The 14,769-nt window shown below is 62.3% G+C and carries 10 protein-coding genes and 1 tRNA gene; 2 read left to right on the forward strand and 9 right to left on the reverse strand.

What is annotated here, in order from left to right; translation table 11 throughout:
- Nucleotides 1-27: 27 nt before the first annotated feature.
- From ACEW8N_RS06270 to ACEW8N_RS06305, 8 genes are all read right to left on the reverse strand, one after another.
- On the reverse strand, nt 28-1,011 hold the full coding sequence (locus tag ACEW8N_RS06270) for a polyprenyl synthetase family protein (protein ID WP_373498950.1): 984 nt from the start codon (nt 1,009-1,011) through the stop codon (nt 28-30).
- On the reverse strand, nt 1,008-2,324 hold the full coding sequence (rimO, locus tag ACEW8N_RS06275) for a 30S ribosomal protein S12 methylthiotransferase RimO (RefSeq protein WP_373498951.1): 1,317 nt from the start codon (nt 2,322-2,324) through the stop codon (nt 1,008-1,010). Before rimO ends, ACEW8N_RS06270 begins: the two co-directional genes overlap by 4 nt.
- Entirely contained in the window at nt 2,321-3,292 is a 972-nt protein-coding gene (locus ACEW8N_RS06280) for an electron transfer flavoprotein subunit alpha/FixB family protein (protein WP_373498952.1), read from the reverse strand. The genes rimO and ACEW8N_RS06280 overlap by 4 nt, the downstream gene beginning before the upstream one ends.
- Before the next feature lie 74 nt (nt 3,293-3,366).
- Nucleotides 3,367-4,146, reverse strand: coding sequence for an electron transfer flavoprotein subunit beta (locus ACEW8N_RS06285; RefSeq protein ID WP_373498953.1), 780 nt, complete (start codon nt 4,144-4,146; stop codon nt 3,367-3,369).
- A 227-nt stretch (nt 4,147-4,373) separates the two neighbouring features.
- Complete coding sequence (locus ACEW8N_RS06290; RefSeq protein ID WP_373498954.1) at nt 4,374-5,393, reverse strand: FAD:protein FMN transferase; 1,020 nt, start codon at nt 5,391-5,393, stop codon at nt 4,374-4,376.
- A 114-nt stretch (nt 5,394-5,507) separates the two neighbouring features.
- Nucleotides 5,508-7,304 carry a long-chain fatty acid--CoA ligase gene (locus ACEW8N_RS06295; RefSeq protein ID WP_373498955.1) on the reverse strand — a complete coding sequence of 599 codons (1,797 nt, stop codon included), beginning with the start codon at nt 7,302-7,304 and terminating at the stop codon, nt 5,508-5,510.
- Between the two features lie 73 nt (nt 7,305-7,377).
- Nucleotides 7,378-9,078 (reverse strand): acyl-CoA dehydrogenase family protein, encoded by a 1,701-nt coding sequence (locus ACEW8N_RS06300; RefSeq protein WP_373498956.1) that lies wholly within the window; start codon nt 9,076-9,078, stop codon nt 7,378-7,380.
- A gap of 112 nt (nt 9,079-9,190) precedes the next feature.
- Nucleotides 9,191-10,087, reverse strand: a complete 897-nt coding sequence (locus ACEW8N_RS06305) for a flavodoxin family protein (RefSeq protein ID WP_373498957.1) — start codon at nt 10,085-10,087, stop codon at nt 9,191-9,193.
- Nucleotides 10,088-10,373: 286 nt separating this feature from the next.
- Here ACEW8N_RS06305 and ACEW8N_RS06310 point away from each other — a divergent pair, with 286 nt between their 5' ends.
- Both ACEW8N_RS06310 and ACEW8N_RS06315 read left to right on the forward strand, forming a co-directional pair.
- Nucleotides 10,374-12,149, forward strand: a complete 1,776-nt coding sequence (locus ACEW8N_RS06310; protein ID WP_373498958.1) for an SLC13 family permease — start codon at nt 10,374-10,376, stop codon at nt 12,147-12,149.
- A 55-nt stretch (nt 12,150-12,204) separates the two neighbouring features.
- Nucleotides 12,205-14,142 (forward strand): GAF domain-containing protein, encoded by a 1,938-nt coding sequence (locus ACEW8N_RS06315; protein ID WP_373498959.1) that lies wholly within the window; start codon nt 12,205-12,207, stop codon nt 14,140-14,142.
- Nucleotides 14,143-14,243: 101 nt separating this feature from the next.
- Here the strand turns inward: ACEW8N_RS06315 and ACEW8N_RS06320 are convergent.
- Nucleotides 14,244-14,320, reverse strand: a tRNA-Trp gene (locus tag ACEW8N_RS06320).
- Nucleotides 14,321-14,769: the final 449 nt, after the last annotated feature.

Below are 14,769 nucleotides of genomic sequence, written 5' to 3' on the forward strand. Positions count from 1 at the left end.
ATGGGAATCGTCCGGCTCGCTTCCGGCTCAATGCTTCCGGCTCAGGGCATAATCGGCGATGTCCTTGAGCGTGTCCCGGTATGGGGAATCGGCGAAGGCCGACAGCTCGGCCTTCGCCGCGTTCACGTGGCCTTCGGCCGCGGCCCGGGCGGCGTCGATGCCGCCGCAGGAGACCAGAAGACCGACGAGGGTGTTGAAATCGTCGACGGAAAAGTCTCCATCGGTGATGATCCGTTCCATGGTCTTCCGGTCGTCATCTCCGGCGGCAGAAAGGGCACGGATGACCGGAAGGGTGAGTTTGCCCTCCCTGAGGTCGGCCCCGACGGTCTTGCCCAGAATGGCGGTGTCCGCGGTGTAGTCGAGGAGGTCGTCCGCCATCTGGAAGGCCATGCCCAGGTGATGGCCGTAGGCGGTCAGAGCCGCCGTCCGCCGTTCGTCCGCCCCGGAAATCAGGGCGCCGACCCGGCAGGCCCCCTCCATGAGCACCGCGGTCTTCCGCCGGATGATCTCCAGATACTCGGTTTCAGCGAGGTCCAGGTGCTTCTTCCGGGTGAGCTGGTGGATCTCCCCCTGGGACATGCTTTCGGTGATGCCCGCGATCACCTTGATGACATCGGTCATTCCGGTATCCGAGGCGATGGTCAGGGACCGGGCCAGCAGGAAATCCCCGACCAGGACGGCCACCTCGTTGCCCCACACCGCATGGGCGGCCTTCCGCCCCCGCCGGAGGACGGCGCCGTCCACCAGGTCGTCGTGGAGGAGGGTGGCCGTGTGGAGGTATTCGAACACCGTCGAGAAAAAGATCTCCCTCCCGCCGCCGTACCCGCACAGCCGTGCGGACAGCACCATGAGCAGGGGCCGGAGTCGTTTGCCGCCGCTGAAGAGGAGATGGCCGGCCACGTCCGAAACGATGGGGAGATGGGCCCCCAGATTTTCCCGGAGGGCGGCCTCGACGGCGACCAGGTCCGCCTGGACCCGGGACAGGATGCGGTGCTTCAAATCGGCGCTCATGGGGCTTCTCCCACCAGGTCGTATTCAAGGGTGTCGGTGATGGTAACGGGCGCGAACCGCCCGATGGGCAGGTCCGGGGCGCGGATATAGACCAGCCCGTCCACCTCGGGGGCCTGAAACGCTGTTCGCCCGAGAAAGAGGCCCGCCTCCGGAGATTCCTCGACCAGCACATCGAGGGTCCGGCCGAGATACCGGGCGTTCTTCTCGGTGGAGATGTCGCGCTGGCGCGCCATGAGCCGGTCGTGGCGCTTCCGGGCCACGGCGGCGGAAACATGCCCGTCCAGGCGATGGGACGGCAGGTCCTCGGCGTCGGAATAGGGGAAGACGCCGAGATGGTCGAACCGGACCGCTTCCACGAAGGAGAGGAGGGTCTTGAAGTCCCGGTCGGTTTCGCCGGGGAACCCGACGATGGCCGTGGTGCGGAGCGACGCCCCCGGCGCGATCTCCCGGATGCGGTCAAAGAGCCGGAAGAGGTCCGATTGGGTGTGGCGGCGGCCCATCCTGCGGAGCACCCGGTCGCTCGCGTGCTGGATCGGCAGGTCGAAATAGGGGCAGATGTTGGGCCGGAGGGCCATGGTGCGGAGGATGTCGTCGCTGATGCTCTCCGGATGGCCGTACAGGACGCGGATCCAGATGCCGCCGTCGATCTCCGACAGGCGGCCCAGGAGGTCCGCAAGTCCCGGTCCGCCCTCCAGCTCCCGGCCGTATGCCGTGGAATCCTGGGCCACCAGGATGAGCTCCCGGGTGCCGGCGGCGATGAGGCGCCGGGCCTCGGTCACGATCTCGCCGGCCGGCCGGCTTTTCTGGCGGCCCCGGAGCCTGGGGATAATGCAGTAGGTGCAGGTGCGGCTGCATCCCTCGGCGATCTTGAGGTAAGCCGAGTGGGGCAGGGTCTGCACCCGGGGGGCGTTGGGGTCGGAGAGGACGATGGCATCCGGGTCCGGCAGGATGCAGCGCTCCTTCGCCAAAGCCCCCGAAGCCGCCGCCACGATGCGGTCGAAGGCCCCGGTGCCCAGGAACAGGTCGACCTCGGGCAGCTCCCGGCCGATGGCCTCGCCGTAGCGCTCGGGAAGGCAGCCGGCGACGATGAGTGCCCTGCAGACCCCTTCCGTCTTGTACCGGGCCAGGGCGAGGATGGTGTCGATGGATTCATCCGCGGCCGACTCGATGAAGCTGCAGGTGTTGACGACGATGACGTCGGCGTCGTCGGGCGCCTCGGAGATGCGCCAGCCGGCCTGCGTGAGCCGGCCCAGCATGCCCTCGCTGTCGACCTGGTTCCGGGCGCACCCGAGGCTGACCAGGTGGATGTTCATGCCTGGGCTTTCCGTTTCTTGACGGCCTCGGTGATGGCCGGGACCACCTCGAAGATGTCGCCGACGATGCCGTAATCCGCCTTGGCGAAGATGGGGGCATCCGCGTCCTTGTTGACGGCCACGATCACCTTGGACGAGGACATGCCGGCCAGGTGCTGGATGGCGCCGGAGATGCCGCAGGCGATATAGAGGTTGGGCGATACGACCTTGCCGGTCTGTCCGACCTGGTCGGCATGGGGGCGCCAGCCCTCGTCCACGGCCGACCGGGAAGCCCCCACGGCGCCGCCCAGGGCCTCTGCCAGGGCTTCCAGGACGGTGAAATCGCCGCTCCCCATGCCCCGGCCCCCGGAGACGATGACATCGGCCTCGGTCAGTTCGACCTTTTCGGTCTCCAACTGTTTTTCGATGAACCGGATGGCGGATGCGCCCACGTTCACGGCGATCTTCTCGACCTTCCCGGCGCCCTCGGTTTTTCGGATGGCCATGGCGTTGGGCCGGACCGCGATGATTTTCGGGGAGCCGGCGAGGGCCAGGTCCACGAGGACCTTCCCGCCGTACATGGGCCGCGTGGCCGTCACATCGCCGCCCTCGACCCGCAGGGCGACGCAGTCCATGGCCAGGGGCGCCGACAGCCTTGCCGACAGGCGCGCGGCGAGCTCTTTGCCCTGGGCCGTGGCGCCGATGAGGATCACGCCGGGGGCGATCTTCTGAATCAAGTCGCCTGCCACGTTGGCATAGGCGTCCAGAGTATATTCCTTGAGAGCCGGATCGTCGGCCGTCCATACCGTGTCGGCCCCGTAGGCGCCGAGCAGGCCGGCCGCGGCAGTGACGCCGTCGCCCATGACGAGGGCGTCGATCCCGCAGCCCAGGGCCGCCGCCGTCTGCTTTCCCTCACTCAGCGCCTCGTATGTCACCTTGCGGAAAGCGCCTTCGATCTGCTCTGTGATGACCAGTACTCCTGTTGTCATTCTTTTTTCTCCTGATATCCGTAGCGGGAATCATCCCGTTGTTGGTTGTCTGCCGACGGGTGCTCTGCCCCCCGTCAGATCACCCTGGCGGCTTCCTGCAGCAGATTGACCAGCTTTTCCGCCTTTTCCGCGGCGGACGCGCCGTCGATGATCTGGCCGCCGGTGCGCTCCGGGGGGGTTCTCATGGAAAGGATTCGGACCGCCGGAGCGATGTCGGCCGGGGTCAGGCCGAGGTCGGCGAGGGTTTTGGTCTCGATCTGCTTCTTTTTGGCCTTCATGATGCCCGGCAGGGAGGCATACCGGGGCTCGTTCAGTCCGCGCTGGGTGGTGAAGAGCACCGGAAGCGGGGCTTCAAAGACCACGGTGCCCCCCTCAACGGTCCGTCGGCAGCGGATCGTGCCGCCTTCGACCGATGCCTCGATCACCATGGAGATGTGGGGGATGCCCAGGAATTCGGCCACGGCCGCCCCGACCAGGTAGTTGTCGTCGTCCATGGCCCGCTGCCCGGCGATGATGAGATCGCAGGGCAGCGTTTTCACCGCCGCGGCCAGGGTTCGGGCGGTACCCAGGCCGTCGCAGTCCGCCGCGGCCGGATCATGGATGAGGATCCCCGTGTCGGCGCCCATGGCCAGAGCGGTCCGGATGGCCTCCACCGACTTCTCCGTCCCCATGGAGAGGATCGTCACCGTGCCCCCGTGCTTCTGTTTCATCTGGAGGGCCTCCTCCACGGCGAACTCGTCGTAGGGATTCATGACCCACTTGACGCCGTCCGTGTTGATGCGCTTTCCGTCGAGGGCGATGCTGACGTTCGTCTCCGTGGCCGGTACCTGCTTGAGCAATACGATAATATCCACTGTTTCAACGCTCCCTTGTATCATTCTATTGAAAAATGCCTTCATCGGAATTGCCCGGACGGTCGGGGCCGCTTCCGGGTTTCACTAGCCGATCCTGCGGAAAGGCAAGTCAAATGAAGGATAACTTATTAGAAATATTATATTACAAAACCGACAGGAAGTAAACGTAAAGAAATTGTCCCGGGTTGTCAACAACTTCTTCATGGGCCGAAGCACGGAGGCGCTGCTCAGGGTTCGGGCCGGAACCCCCGGGACGGGTGCTCCACAAACGTTCCGCCGCCGTCCTCGACAATGATCAGGCATTCCACGTCCGGAAGCCGGTTGACCAGGGCCAGGCCTTTTTCCGGACCCATGACCACCAGGGCCGTGGCCAGACCGTCGGCGAAGGTGCAGGTCGGCGCGATGACGCTGGCGCTGACCACGCCGTTTTCAACGGCCCGCCCGGTTCGGGGATCCAGGATGTGGGCGTACTGCCGGCCGCCGGACATGAAAAAAATGCGGTAGTCGCCGCTGGTGGCCAGCGCCCGGTCGGAGAGGGCCACCACTTTGTAGACCTCGGTCGCGCCCGCCATGGGCTTCGGGGTGTTGATGCCGATGCGCCAGGGCTTCCCGTCGGGCCGCAGTCCTTTGGCATAAACCTCCCCGCCGATCTCCACAATAAAATGGTCGATGCCCGAGGCCGAGATCACGGCCGCCGCCTGGTCCACCCCGTACCCCTTGGCGATGGAGGCCAGGTCGACGGAGACCCTGCCGAGGTCCTTGCTCAGGGTGGCGTCCTTGGATACCGTGATGTGCCGGAAGCCGACGTCGGGCAGGAGGGCGTCGATCTCCTTCGGGTCGGGAACCCGGGGCGCGACCTTCCTGCTCCCGAAGCCCCAGAGGTTGACCAGGGGGTTGACCGTTCCGTCCCAGGCGCCGTCGGTGAGGGCATGAAGCTTGGCGGCCACGGTCATGACTTGCAGGAAATCCGCCGATACGGGAAAGGGGCGGCCGGCATCGGTCTGGTTGAAGCGGCTGATTTCGCTCTCGGGATCGTAGGTCGACATGCTCCTGTTGATCTGGGCCAGCCGCTCGTTGATCCTGCGTTCGAGATCAACCGTGTCGGCTTTTGTCACGACCGTGATATGGAAGGTGGTGCCCATGGTCTTTCCCTCGATCATCGCCGCTTTTTGTTCGGCGCCGACGCAGGCGGGTAAGGGCATCATCAACAGCGTCAGCAATGCAAGCCACACGTGCCGTAATCTCATGGTGGTATCCTCGTTGGGTTTGGTGGTTGACATCCCCAAAAAAACCCGCGGCGCATGGGCTTCGGGCCTGGGGGGGCCGAAAATGTTGTGCGGCCGGCCCCCCGGCGGGGACGTTCAAGCGGCGTAGGCCGCCTCGATCTTTTTCATGTAAGCGTCGAGGACCGCCCGTCGCTTGAGTTTCATGGTCTGGGTCAGCATGCCGTTGTCCAGGGTAAAGTCCTCGGAAAGGAGGATGAATTTTTTTGGGATCTCGTAGCCGCCGAATTTTCCCTTGAGGAAATCGGCCACCGTGCGGCCGATGGATTCCATCGTTGGTTCCGGCGTGCCGCCGGCCGGGTCCTGCTTCCGGACCCACTCCCGATAGGTCTCCGCGTCATAGGCCAGGAGGCAGACGTTCCAGGCCCGCCCTTCGCCATAGACCATGGCATTCAGGACCCACGGCAGCAGCTTGATCTCTTCTTCGAGGGCCGCCGGGAAGACGTACTTGCCGTTTTCGAGCTTGTACTGCTCCTTGATCCGGCCGGTGATGAAGAGGTAGCCGTCCGGGTCGATCCGCCCCCGGTCCCCGGTCCGGAATCCGCCGTCCTGGGTGAAAACGGCCGCCGTGGCCTCGGGGAGATTGTGGTAGCCTTTCATGACGTTGGGGCCGTAAACGACAATTTCCCCGTCGTCGAAGTCTTCAGAACCGTACGTCCGGTCGATGACGACTTTGACCTTGTCGATGGGCCGCCCGACGCTGCCGGGGCGGTTGGCCGCCGGGCAGTTCATGGTGACGGCCGGGGCCGTTTCGGTCAGGCCGTAGCAATCGTAAACCGGGATGCCGATATCCGCGAAGAAATGGCCGATCTCCACGTTCATGGTGGCGCTGCCGGTGATGGCTCCATGAAGCCTTCCGCCGAATTTTTCGCGGATTTTCCGGAAGACCAGAAGGTCCGCGATCATGAACCTGAGCCGTGTGACGAGGTCCGGCGTCTCTCCCTCGGCCGCCAGCCGCCTTCGGGTTTCGGCCGCATCAAGCCCCATGGTGAAGAGGCGTTTGGCCAGGCCGCCCTTTAGGGTGATCTGCTGCCACAGGGCGTTGTAGATCCGGTTGAACACCCTGGGGACGGCGATGAGAAAGGTGGGTCGGACCTTGGCCATGTCCTCCACGATGGTGGCGGCGCTTTCGATGAAGCCGATGGCGCCCCCGATCATGGAAAAGAGATAGAGCTCGCCGGTCTGACCGAAGGAGTGGGCCCAGGGCAGGATGGAGAGGCTCCGGTCGGATGCGTTCAGGTGCGGGTAGAGCCTGGCGCCGGCCAGGACGTTGCTCGTGAAGTTGCCGTGGGTGAGCAGGACGCCCTTGGGGCTTCCGGTGGTCCCCGAGGTGTAGATCAGGACGGCTGTGTCCTGAGGGCCTGGATGGATGGAGGGCGTCGGACGGTCCTCGCCGCTCCTTTCCAGGGCGGCCGTGCTCTTCTCGCCGACGGCCGGTCCCTCCGGGTCGGCGATGACGAAAACATGCGCAAGCGACGGGGTTTCGCTCCTGAAGCGCTCGACATCCCCATGGATGTGATCGTTGGCAACGAAAAGCACCTTGATGCCGCTGTCCTGGATGATGTAGCGCCAGACCTTGACCAGCTCGTTCTCGTACATGGGGATGAACCGCGCCCCCAATCCGTAGACGGCAAAGGCGGTGATGGCCCACTCGGCCCGGTTGTTGGCGATGATTCCCACGGCGTCGCCCCTGCCCACGCCCAGGAGGGCAAGCCCCGCCCGGAGATTGTCGATTCGCAGGCCGGCCTCCCTGTAGGTCATCCATTCATATTCACCCGAACGGGTCTTTGTCCCGAAAAAAGGATTGTCCGGGTACCGGGTGACGCTGGTTTCGATCAGTTCCACCAGATTGTCCGGTTTTTCGTATGGATACATCCCCCCTGCCTCCTTTCCCTTCATGGTTCATGGTTGACATGTCGATGCGCGGCCCTGCCTCGAGCCGCGGATGTTACGGTCTCATCTCGTAGGCGTCTTTCTCCGCCAGGACGCGTTCGGTCCAGATCTTCTGGAAGCGGCGGTCATCGGGCACCGGCTTCCGGATCATCCCGAGGCAGATGGCCATCTGCTCCGGCGTGCTGCTGGTCTTGCTGTAGATCTGGAGGGCAACCCTGGAGAAATCCCGGATCATGACGTCGAAGATCTGGTCGAGGAGATCCGGGTCCAGGCCTTCCATGCCGGCCTTCTCGATGATCAACTGGCCGTAGACGGTGAGGGTGAACACTTCCCCCAGGTTCAGGAGGAAGTCGATGTCCTCGGTCTGGGCCTTGCCGGGCGGGGCCTCGAGGAGAAGCCGCCGGAACTGGTCGATCTGCTCCCTGAAGCGCGCCACGTTGGGCAGGTCCACGCTGCCGTAGGCGATCTCGGGGTCGTGGAACCGGATGCCGCCCAGGCCGCGGGTGGGTCCCTGGCGGAAGAGGAAGGCGTCGTCGGCGGGGTCGTCCCGCCGGGGGATTTTCGGGAAGCCCGCAGGATTGAAGAAATAATTGGCCATGAACTTGACGATGAGGGCCATGTTGACGTGGACCGTCCCCTCGAGCTTGGGCAGGGCGCGGATCTCCTTGGCCGCCATCTCGAAGTAGGTGTCCTTCTCGAACCCGCGGGCGGCGATGACGTCCCAGAGGAGGTTGATGACCTCCTCCCCCTGGGTGGTCACCTTCATCTTGACCATGGGGTTGTAGAGCAGGTAGCGCCGGTCTTCGGGGGAGGCCGAGCGCAGGTAGTCGACGGCCCTCGAGGCGAAGAGCTTCATGGAGACGAGCCGGAGGTAGGCATCGGTGAAGAGCCGGCGGATATGGGGGAAATCCGTCACCCAGCGGCCGTAGAGGTTCCTCCGGGAGGCGTGGTTGAGGGCTTCGAAGAAGGCGTGGGTGCAGATGCCGATGGCGGCCCACCCCAGGTTGAACTTGCCCACGTTGACCGTGTTGAGGGCGGCGTCCCAGGCTTCCCGGCCGGTGGAGAGGATGTCTTCGTCGGCAAGGGGGTAGCCGTTCAGGGCGTATTCGGAGACGTAGCCCTGCCAGGCGACCACGTTCTGGATGCAGGCGTAGTTCTCATGCCGGGAATCCGCGGCAAAGAATACGTATTCATCCGTCTCCGAGTTCTTGGCGAAGGTGGAGACCATGGCCGCCTGGTTGCCGTTGCCGATGTAGTATTTGCCGCCGTCGGCGACATACCGGCCGCCCCCCAGGGGGGTTACGCTCATCTCCGAAGAATAGAGGTCCGCGCCGTGGGCCTTTTCGGACAGGCCGAAGGCGAAGATGTGCCCGCTCCTGAGGAGCCGGGCCGCCTTTTTCTTGGCGGTCTCGTTGGGGCTCATCCAGATAGGGCCCAGGCCCAGGATGCTCACCTGCCAGGCATACCAGTAGGGCAGACCGTAAAAGCCCAGGATCTCGTTGAAGTCGCAGATCCGGGCGGTGTCCCACCGGGCGTCGGGATCCCCTTCGGCATAGGGGGCCGGGGTGAGGAGGGTGGCGAAGATCCGGTTCTCCCGGATGAAGTCCAGAAAATCATCGTACCACACCATGTGGTGATAATCGTGCTTGAGCCGCTGCTTTCCCTTGGTTTCGAAGAAGGCAATGGTCTTGCGCATGATCTCTCCGGACCGCTCGTCCAGATGGTCGAAGGTCGCTTTGCTGGGGTTGAAAAGCATGTCGGGAACACCTCCTGTCGGTTGTGAATGGGATGCCGGCCTCAAGAGCGGCGGATGTCACGGGCGGCCATTGTCGGTCCCCCGCGCCGGCGCCGGATGGAGGACGGGCCGGTCACCTGTCGCGGTCCCGCGGTTCCGGGGCCGGGCTCTCGGCGCTTTCGGGGCCGGGCGCCTCCGGGCGGACCCACGTCCCCTCGTGACGATAGTCCTGGCTGATCTGTTTGAGTTCGTTCTTGTGGGCCATGAACCGCGCCTTCATGCCCACCAGCCACTCCCGGTGCGCGACGGCGTCCTCGCGGGTCAAAAACAGCTCGTGACCGGCCCGCTTGGTGTCCAGCACGGCCGCGCCCTCGGAAAGGCGGATGGTGCCGGCGTTGCTGCAGAGCATGCAGCGGACCCGGTTTTCCCCGAGAAAGCGGAAGGTGTCGCCCCCGCAGAGGGGGCAGCGGGGGCCGGACTTCGGGGCCGGTGGCGCGAAAAGGGCATGGGCGATTTCCTTTGCCGCGGCCCGGTTCGCTCCGTCCATGAAGACCTCGCCGGGCAGAGCACCGTAGAAGAGGCGACAGGTTTTGACATCCGCCAGCATCAGCTTCAGAAAGCTCTCGATGCCGAGCAGGGTGTATCCCTCCCGGCCTGGAATGCCCGCAATGCCGATCCCGACGGCGGGCTTGCCCCAGAGCTTTTCCGAATGGGGATAGAGGGCGATCCCCCGGTCCAGGAAGCGCTTGAGCCCGGCGTTGGGGCCGAGGAAATAGGTGGGGGCCGAGACGATCAGGGCGTCCGCGGCGAGGACGGCGTCCACGGCCGTCTGGAAGTCGTCCTGGATGACGCAGCCCCCTTTCTGGAACAGGCAGGCATAGCAGCCCGTGCAGGGGCGAATGTCGAAATCCGTGAGCCGGAGCAGCCGGAGATCGTGGGGTTCAGCGATGTTGCGGCTGATCTCCTTGACCATGATTTCGCAGTTTCCCAGCTTTCGGGGCGATCCGATGATGCCCAGTATGGTTTTCATCGCGTTCTCCTTTGATGAAGATAATGTCAGGGTTCAGACAAAAAACGATTGAATGTCCCCTGCGCTGCTGTAAACGAACTAATTTGGCCGGTTCCAAATGTCAATTGAAATGACCGCTTCCTTGCAGTTGATGCCCGGATGAACGAGGGCGGCGGCGAAGGCTGTTTTACAAAAAACCGCGGCTCGCCATAGGCAAGGCGGGGCAGGATGGTTATTCTAAGGGGCCTGATATGTGTTGAATCGTCATCACGCCGCCTCGATTTGCGGTGGCAGGGGAGAAGCGCATATGGAGATCTGGATCGTCAGCGCCATTCTGCTGGCCACCTTCATTCTTCTCGTGACGGAAAAAATCTCCGTCGACATCACGGCCATCGGCGTTGTTACCGTCCTGGCGCTGACGGGGATTCTCACGCCCATCGAGGCGGTGGCGGGGTTTGCCAATCCCGCCGTCGTCACCGTGGCCGCCATGTTCGTCGTCAGCAAGGGCATGACGCGGACGGGGGCCGTCGAACTTCTCAGCGACAAGGTCATGGCGGCGGCCCGGGGAGACGGGGGCAGGGCCATGCTGCTGATGCTCCTCATGACCGTCGTTTCCTCCGCGTTCATCAACAACACCCCCATTGTCGTTCTCTTCATTCCCGTTATCATGGGCATGGGCTGCCAGTTCGGCCTCAGCCCGTCAAAATTTCTCATCCCCCTGTCTTACGCTTCCATTCTGGGGGGAACCTGCACCCTGATCGGCACGTCGACCAATATCATCGTGAGCGATCTGAGCGCCAGATTCGGGTACGGCGCCTTTGCGATGTTCGAACTCGCGAAGGTCGGCGTTCCCCTGGCGGTGCTGGGGTTTGTTTTTCTGCTGGCTGCAGGCCCCCGGCTGCTGCCGGACAATATGAACCCGACCTGCGAACTGGAGCGCTCTGACCGCAAGAAATACCTGACGGAGATCCGGATCGGGAAGGGCAGCCGGCTCATCGGGAAGGATCCTCCGGAATTTTTTCAGGCCTTTTATCCGACCATCGACGCCATCGAGCTGATCCGGCAGACCCGCACCACCCAGGTGTCCCGGAATCGCCTCTCCATCTCCCATGGCGATCACCTCCTGGTCAAGGGAGACGCCAATGATCTGGTTCTCCTGCTTCAGGAAGCCGGCGTGGAACTGCCCCATGCGGAAAACGGGGCGGACCTGGCCGGGATCGGAACGGAAAACGTCACGGTCGAAACCATCATCGCGCCCCAATCCGACATGATCGGCCAGCGGCTGCGGGAAATTTACCTTTTCAATGATCCGGGTATCCATGTCATTGCCGTCGAGAGAAGCGGGCTGCACTACACGGAGGCCAAACTGCTCGACATCCGGCTGAAGATGGGGGATGTGCTGCTGGTGAGCGTTCCCTGGCGAAGGATCGAGGAGCTTCGCGCCCAGCCCGATGTCATCGTGGTAGAGGATGTCTACCACAAAATCCTTCACCGGAACAAGGCGCGTCGGGCCGTACTCATTTTCGGCGGTATGGTCTTCCTTGCATCGACAGGCATCCTGGACATTCTGGTCGCGTCCCTGACCGCCGTTTGCCTGATGCTTCTGACGCGATGCCTCCAGGTTCGGGAGATCTACCGGGCGCTCCAGGGGAATGTGCTCGTGCTCATCGCGGGCGCCATCGCCCTGGGCGCCGCCATGGAGAAGACCGGTGCCAGCCGGTATTACGCCGAGCTGTTTCTGGGGCTGGTTTCCGATTTTTCTCCCCGGGGGATTCTCGCGTTTTTTATTCTGATGACCAGCATCAGCACGCAACTGCTGAGCAACAACGCAACAGCCGTACTTCTGCTGCCCATCGCTATCTCCACCGCGCTCCAGTTGGGCGTGGATCCCAAACCTTTTATCGTGGGGGTCTGTTTTGGCGCGAGCGCCTGCTTTGCGACGCCCATCGGCTACCAGACCAATCTCCTGGTATACGGACCCGGCGGCTACCGGTTTACCGACTACCTGAAGCTGGGCGTTCCCCTCAGCATCATGGTCGTCATGGCCGGCGCGTGGATGATCCCGGTATTCTGGCCTCTCTGACCAAAGAGTGCGGGACGACCCTGATGTCAACAAGACGGGGAGCATGGGAAAGCGCATGAAAGAACCCCATGAAAAAGAAGGCCTTCCATCGGGTATCCACACCGATTCATTCGGGTGCGGCATGGAGATGTCCCGGATGATTCTGAGCAGCGCCGTCCCGACCTTTGCGGTCGACCGGCGCCACCGGGTGACCCATTTCAACCGGGCGTGCGAGAACCTCACCGGGATACGGGCTTCGGACATCATCGGGACGCGGCGCCAGTGGCAGCCGTTTTACGCCCATGAGCGGCCCATCATGGCGGACTTGATCATCGACCGCATGCCCAGGGAAAAATTCGACGAATATTACAGGGGAAAGTACCGCCCGTCGAGGGTCATTCCCGGCGCTTATGAGGCGGAGGACTTTTTCCCGGATCTGGGAGAAGAGGGCAAGTGGTTGTTTTTTACGGCGGCCCCCCTCAAGAGCCCGGACGGGAAGGTCGAAGGGGCCATTGTCACCCTCCAGGACATCACGCGGGAAAGGCAGGCCGCCGCCCAGAACCAGGCCATGCTCCGCATCAGCCTGGCGCTTCCCGAGCACCGGGACCTGGGGGATCTCCTGGATTACATCAGCAGCGAGGTCCGGGCGCTGATGGACACCGAGGGCGCCCTGGTCATCCTCCTCGACGAACACACGAAAGAATACTATTTTGGCGGATCCTCCTACGGTGACGCCGATATTCAGAAACGGGTCAAGGGGCTTCGGTTCGATTTTGACCAGATCGCCGCCGTCCAGGTCATCCGGACAGGCAAGCCGATCATCATCAATAACATCGAACATTCGAGCGCCTACCCGGAACGCGACCGGAAGCTCGGATATCGAACGCGAAATCTGATCGAGATCCCGATTCAAATCGGCGGACGGACCATGGGCGTTCTGGCGGCGACCAACAGGATCGAGGGAAAATTCACCCTCAAGGATGTCGACCTGCTGAACACCATCGCCGGAACCGTGGCGATCTCCATCGAAAACGCCAGGATATCGGATGAATTGAAGCGGGCCTACGAAGAGGTGTCGGCCCTGAACCAGGCCAAGGACAGGGCCATCAACCACCTGTCCCATGAATTGAAAACGCCGGTGTCGATCCTGGGCGGGGCCCTCGGCCTCCTGGAGGACGCTCTTGCGGGGGTGTCCCTGGAGGAGTGGCAGACGCCCATGGGGATGATCCGGCGGAACCTTCGGCGGATCGCCGACATCCAGGCCGAGGTGGACGATATCATGAAGGACCGTCACGGGGATGGGCGACGGGAGATGGCGGCAATTTTAGAGCAGTATGCGGACCAGTTGGCGCTGATTGCCGCGGAAGAGGCCGGGAAAGAAGGTTTTATGGAGAGGGTCAGGGGCCGGCTCCGCGAGGCCATGGGGTTGAACGCCGTAAGCCCTGAAACCATCCATATCGTACCGTTCGTGAAGGATCGCGTCGCATCCCTGACGCCGCTGTTTTCCCACCGTGAGGTCCGTATCCGGATTGATGAGGATGCGGAGGGGGGGATCTGCATGCCCAAAGCCCATCTTGAAAAGATTGTGGACGGGCTCATACGAAATGCGGTGGAAAACACCCCCGATGAAGGCGAGATCGTCATTTCGATTACGGAAAAGGCGACGGGCATCCTGCTCGCGGTGCATGATTTCGGGGTGGGCATCCCGGAGGCCTTCCAGCCGAGGATTTTTGAGGGCCTCTTTCCGGTCCAGGATCCGAAGGCCTACAGCACCGGAAAGCCTTTCGATTTCAACGCCGGCGGAAAAGGGCTTGATCTGCTGAGGATCAGGATCTTTTCTGAACGCTACGGGTTCGGCATCCACATGAACTCGCGATGCTGCCCCCTCGCTCGGGCGGGGGGCTGCCCGGGACGCATTTCCCGGTGTGGGCACTGCACCAGCCCCGAGTCGTGCACAAAGAGCGGTGAAACCCGGGTGGAGCTGTTTTTTCCGACACCGCGGGAATGCATCTAAACCGGGAATCATTACATTTTATTACAGATTTTCCGCAGAAAAACTCGATGACATAAAAAAAAGGCTGCAGCCTGAGGCCACAGCCTTGTGTGTTCTGTAAGTGGCAGGCCAGGTAGGATTTGAACCCACGATCTACGGATTTGGAGTCCGTCGCATTGACCAGCTATGCTACTGGCCTGCATATGAGTTGTCCTTTTAATACAGTTCAAAGATATTTTCAAGAGCTATTTTAGAGCGATCTTTTGTTTGGCAGAGTGACAATAAAAGCGGCCCGAAGTCGTCCAAAAGTTGAAAATACCCCAAGCCGAGTCATGGGCAACACCCTGATGGATAAATAAAAGATATTGATAACAACTAGTTGCATCATTTAGCGAATCCGTGTTAAAAATTTATTAAAAAAGGCTTGACGCAATACCGGCAGCCGTATATATATGCCGAGCTTTTTGAGTGAACCGGTGGGTATCCGTGACATTAACCCATCGGAATCTTTGATCTTTGAAAACCAGATAGTGACAACAAGTTAGGCTCTTGTCTAAGAGTTTTGAGTGCCAATAAGGCTATTTAGGTTTAATTGGCGAGTTTGATCCTGGCTCAGAATGAACGCTGGCGGCGTGCTTAACACATGCA

The organism is Desulfococcus sp. (genome assembly GCF_041737845.1).
GTDB lineage: Bacteria > Desulfobacterota > Desulfobacteria > Desulfobacterales > Desulfococcaceae > Desulfococcus.

What these genes read in the sequence shown, in the direction of transcription:
- ACEW8N_RS06305 (WP_373498957.1), bottom strand. Translation starts at nt 10,087, where the DNA reads ATGAAAACCATACTGGGCATCATCGGATCGCCCCGAAAGCTGGGAAAC.
- rimO (WP_373498951.1), bottom strand. Translation starts at nt 2,324, where the DNA reads ATGAACATCCACCTGGTCAGCCTCGGGTGCGCCCGGAACCAGGTCGAC.
- ACEW8N_RS06315 (WP_373498959.1), top strand. Translation starts at nt 12,205, where the DNA reads ATGAAAGAACCCCATGAAAAAGAAGGCCTTCCATCGGGTATCCACACC.
- ACEW8N_RS06295 (WP_373498955.1), bottom strand. Translation starts at nt 7,304, where the DNA reads ATGTATCCATACGAAAAACCGGACAATCTGGTGGAACTGATCGAAACC.
- ACEW8N_RS06300 (WP_373498956.1), bottom strand. Translation starts at nt 9,078, where the DNA reads ATGCTTTTCAACCCCAGCAAAGCGACCTTCGACCATCTGGACGAGCGG.
- ACEW8N_RS06310 (WP_373498958.1), top strand. Translation starts at nt 10,374, where the DNA reads ATGGAGATCTGGATCGTCAGCGCCATTCTGCTGGCCACCTTCATTCTT.
- ACEW8N_RS06270 (WP_373498950.1), bottom strand. Translation starts at nt 1,011, where the DNA reads ATGAGCGCCGATTTGAAGCACCGCATCCTGTCCCGGGTCCAGGCGGAC.
- ACEW8N_RS06280 (WP_373498952.1), bottom strand. Translation starts at nt 3,292, where the DNA reads ATGACAACAGGAGTACTGGTCATCACAGAGCAGATCGAAGGCGCTTTC.
- ACEW8N_RS06290 (WP_373498954.1), bottom strand. Translation starts at nt 5,393, where the DNA reads ATGAGATTACGGCACGTGTGGCTTGCATTGCTGACGCTGTTGATGATG.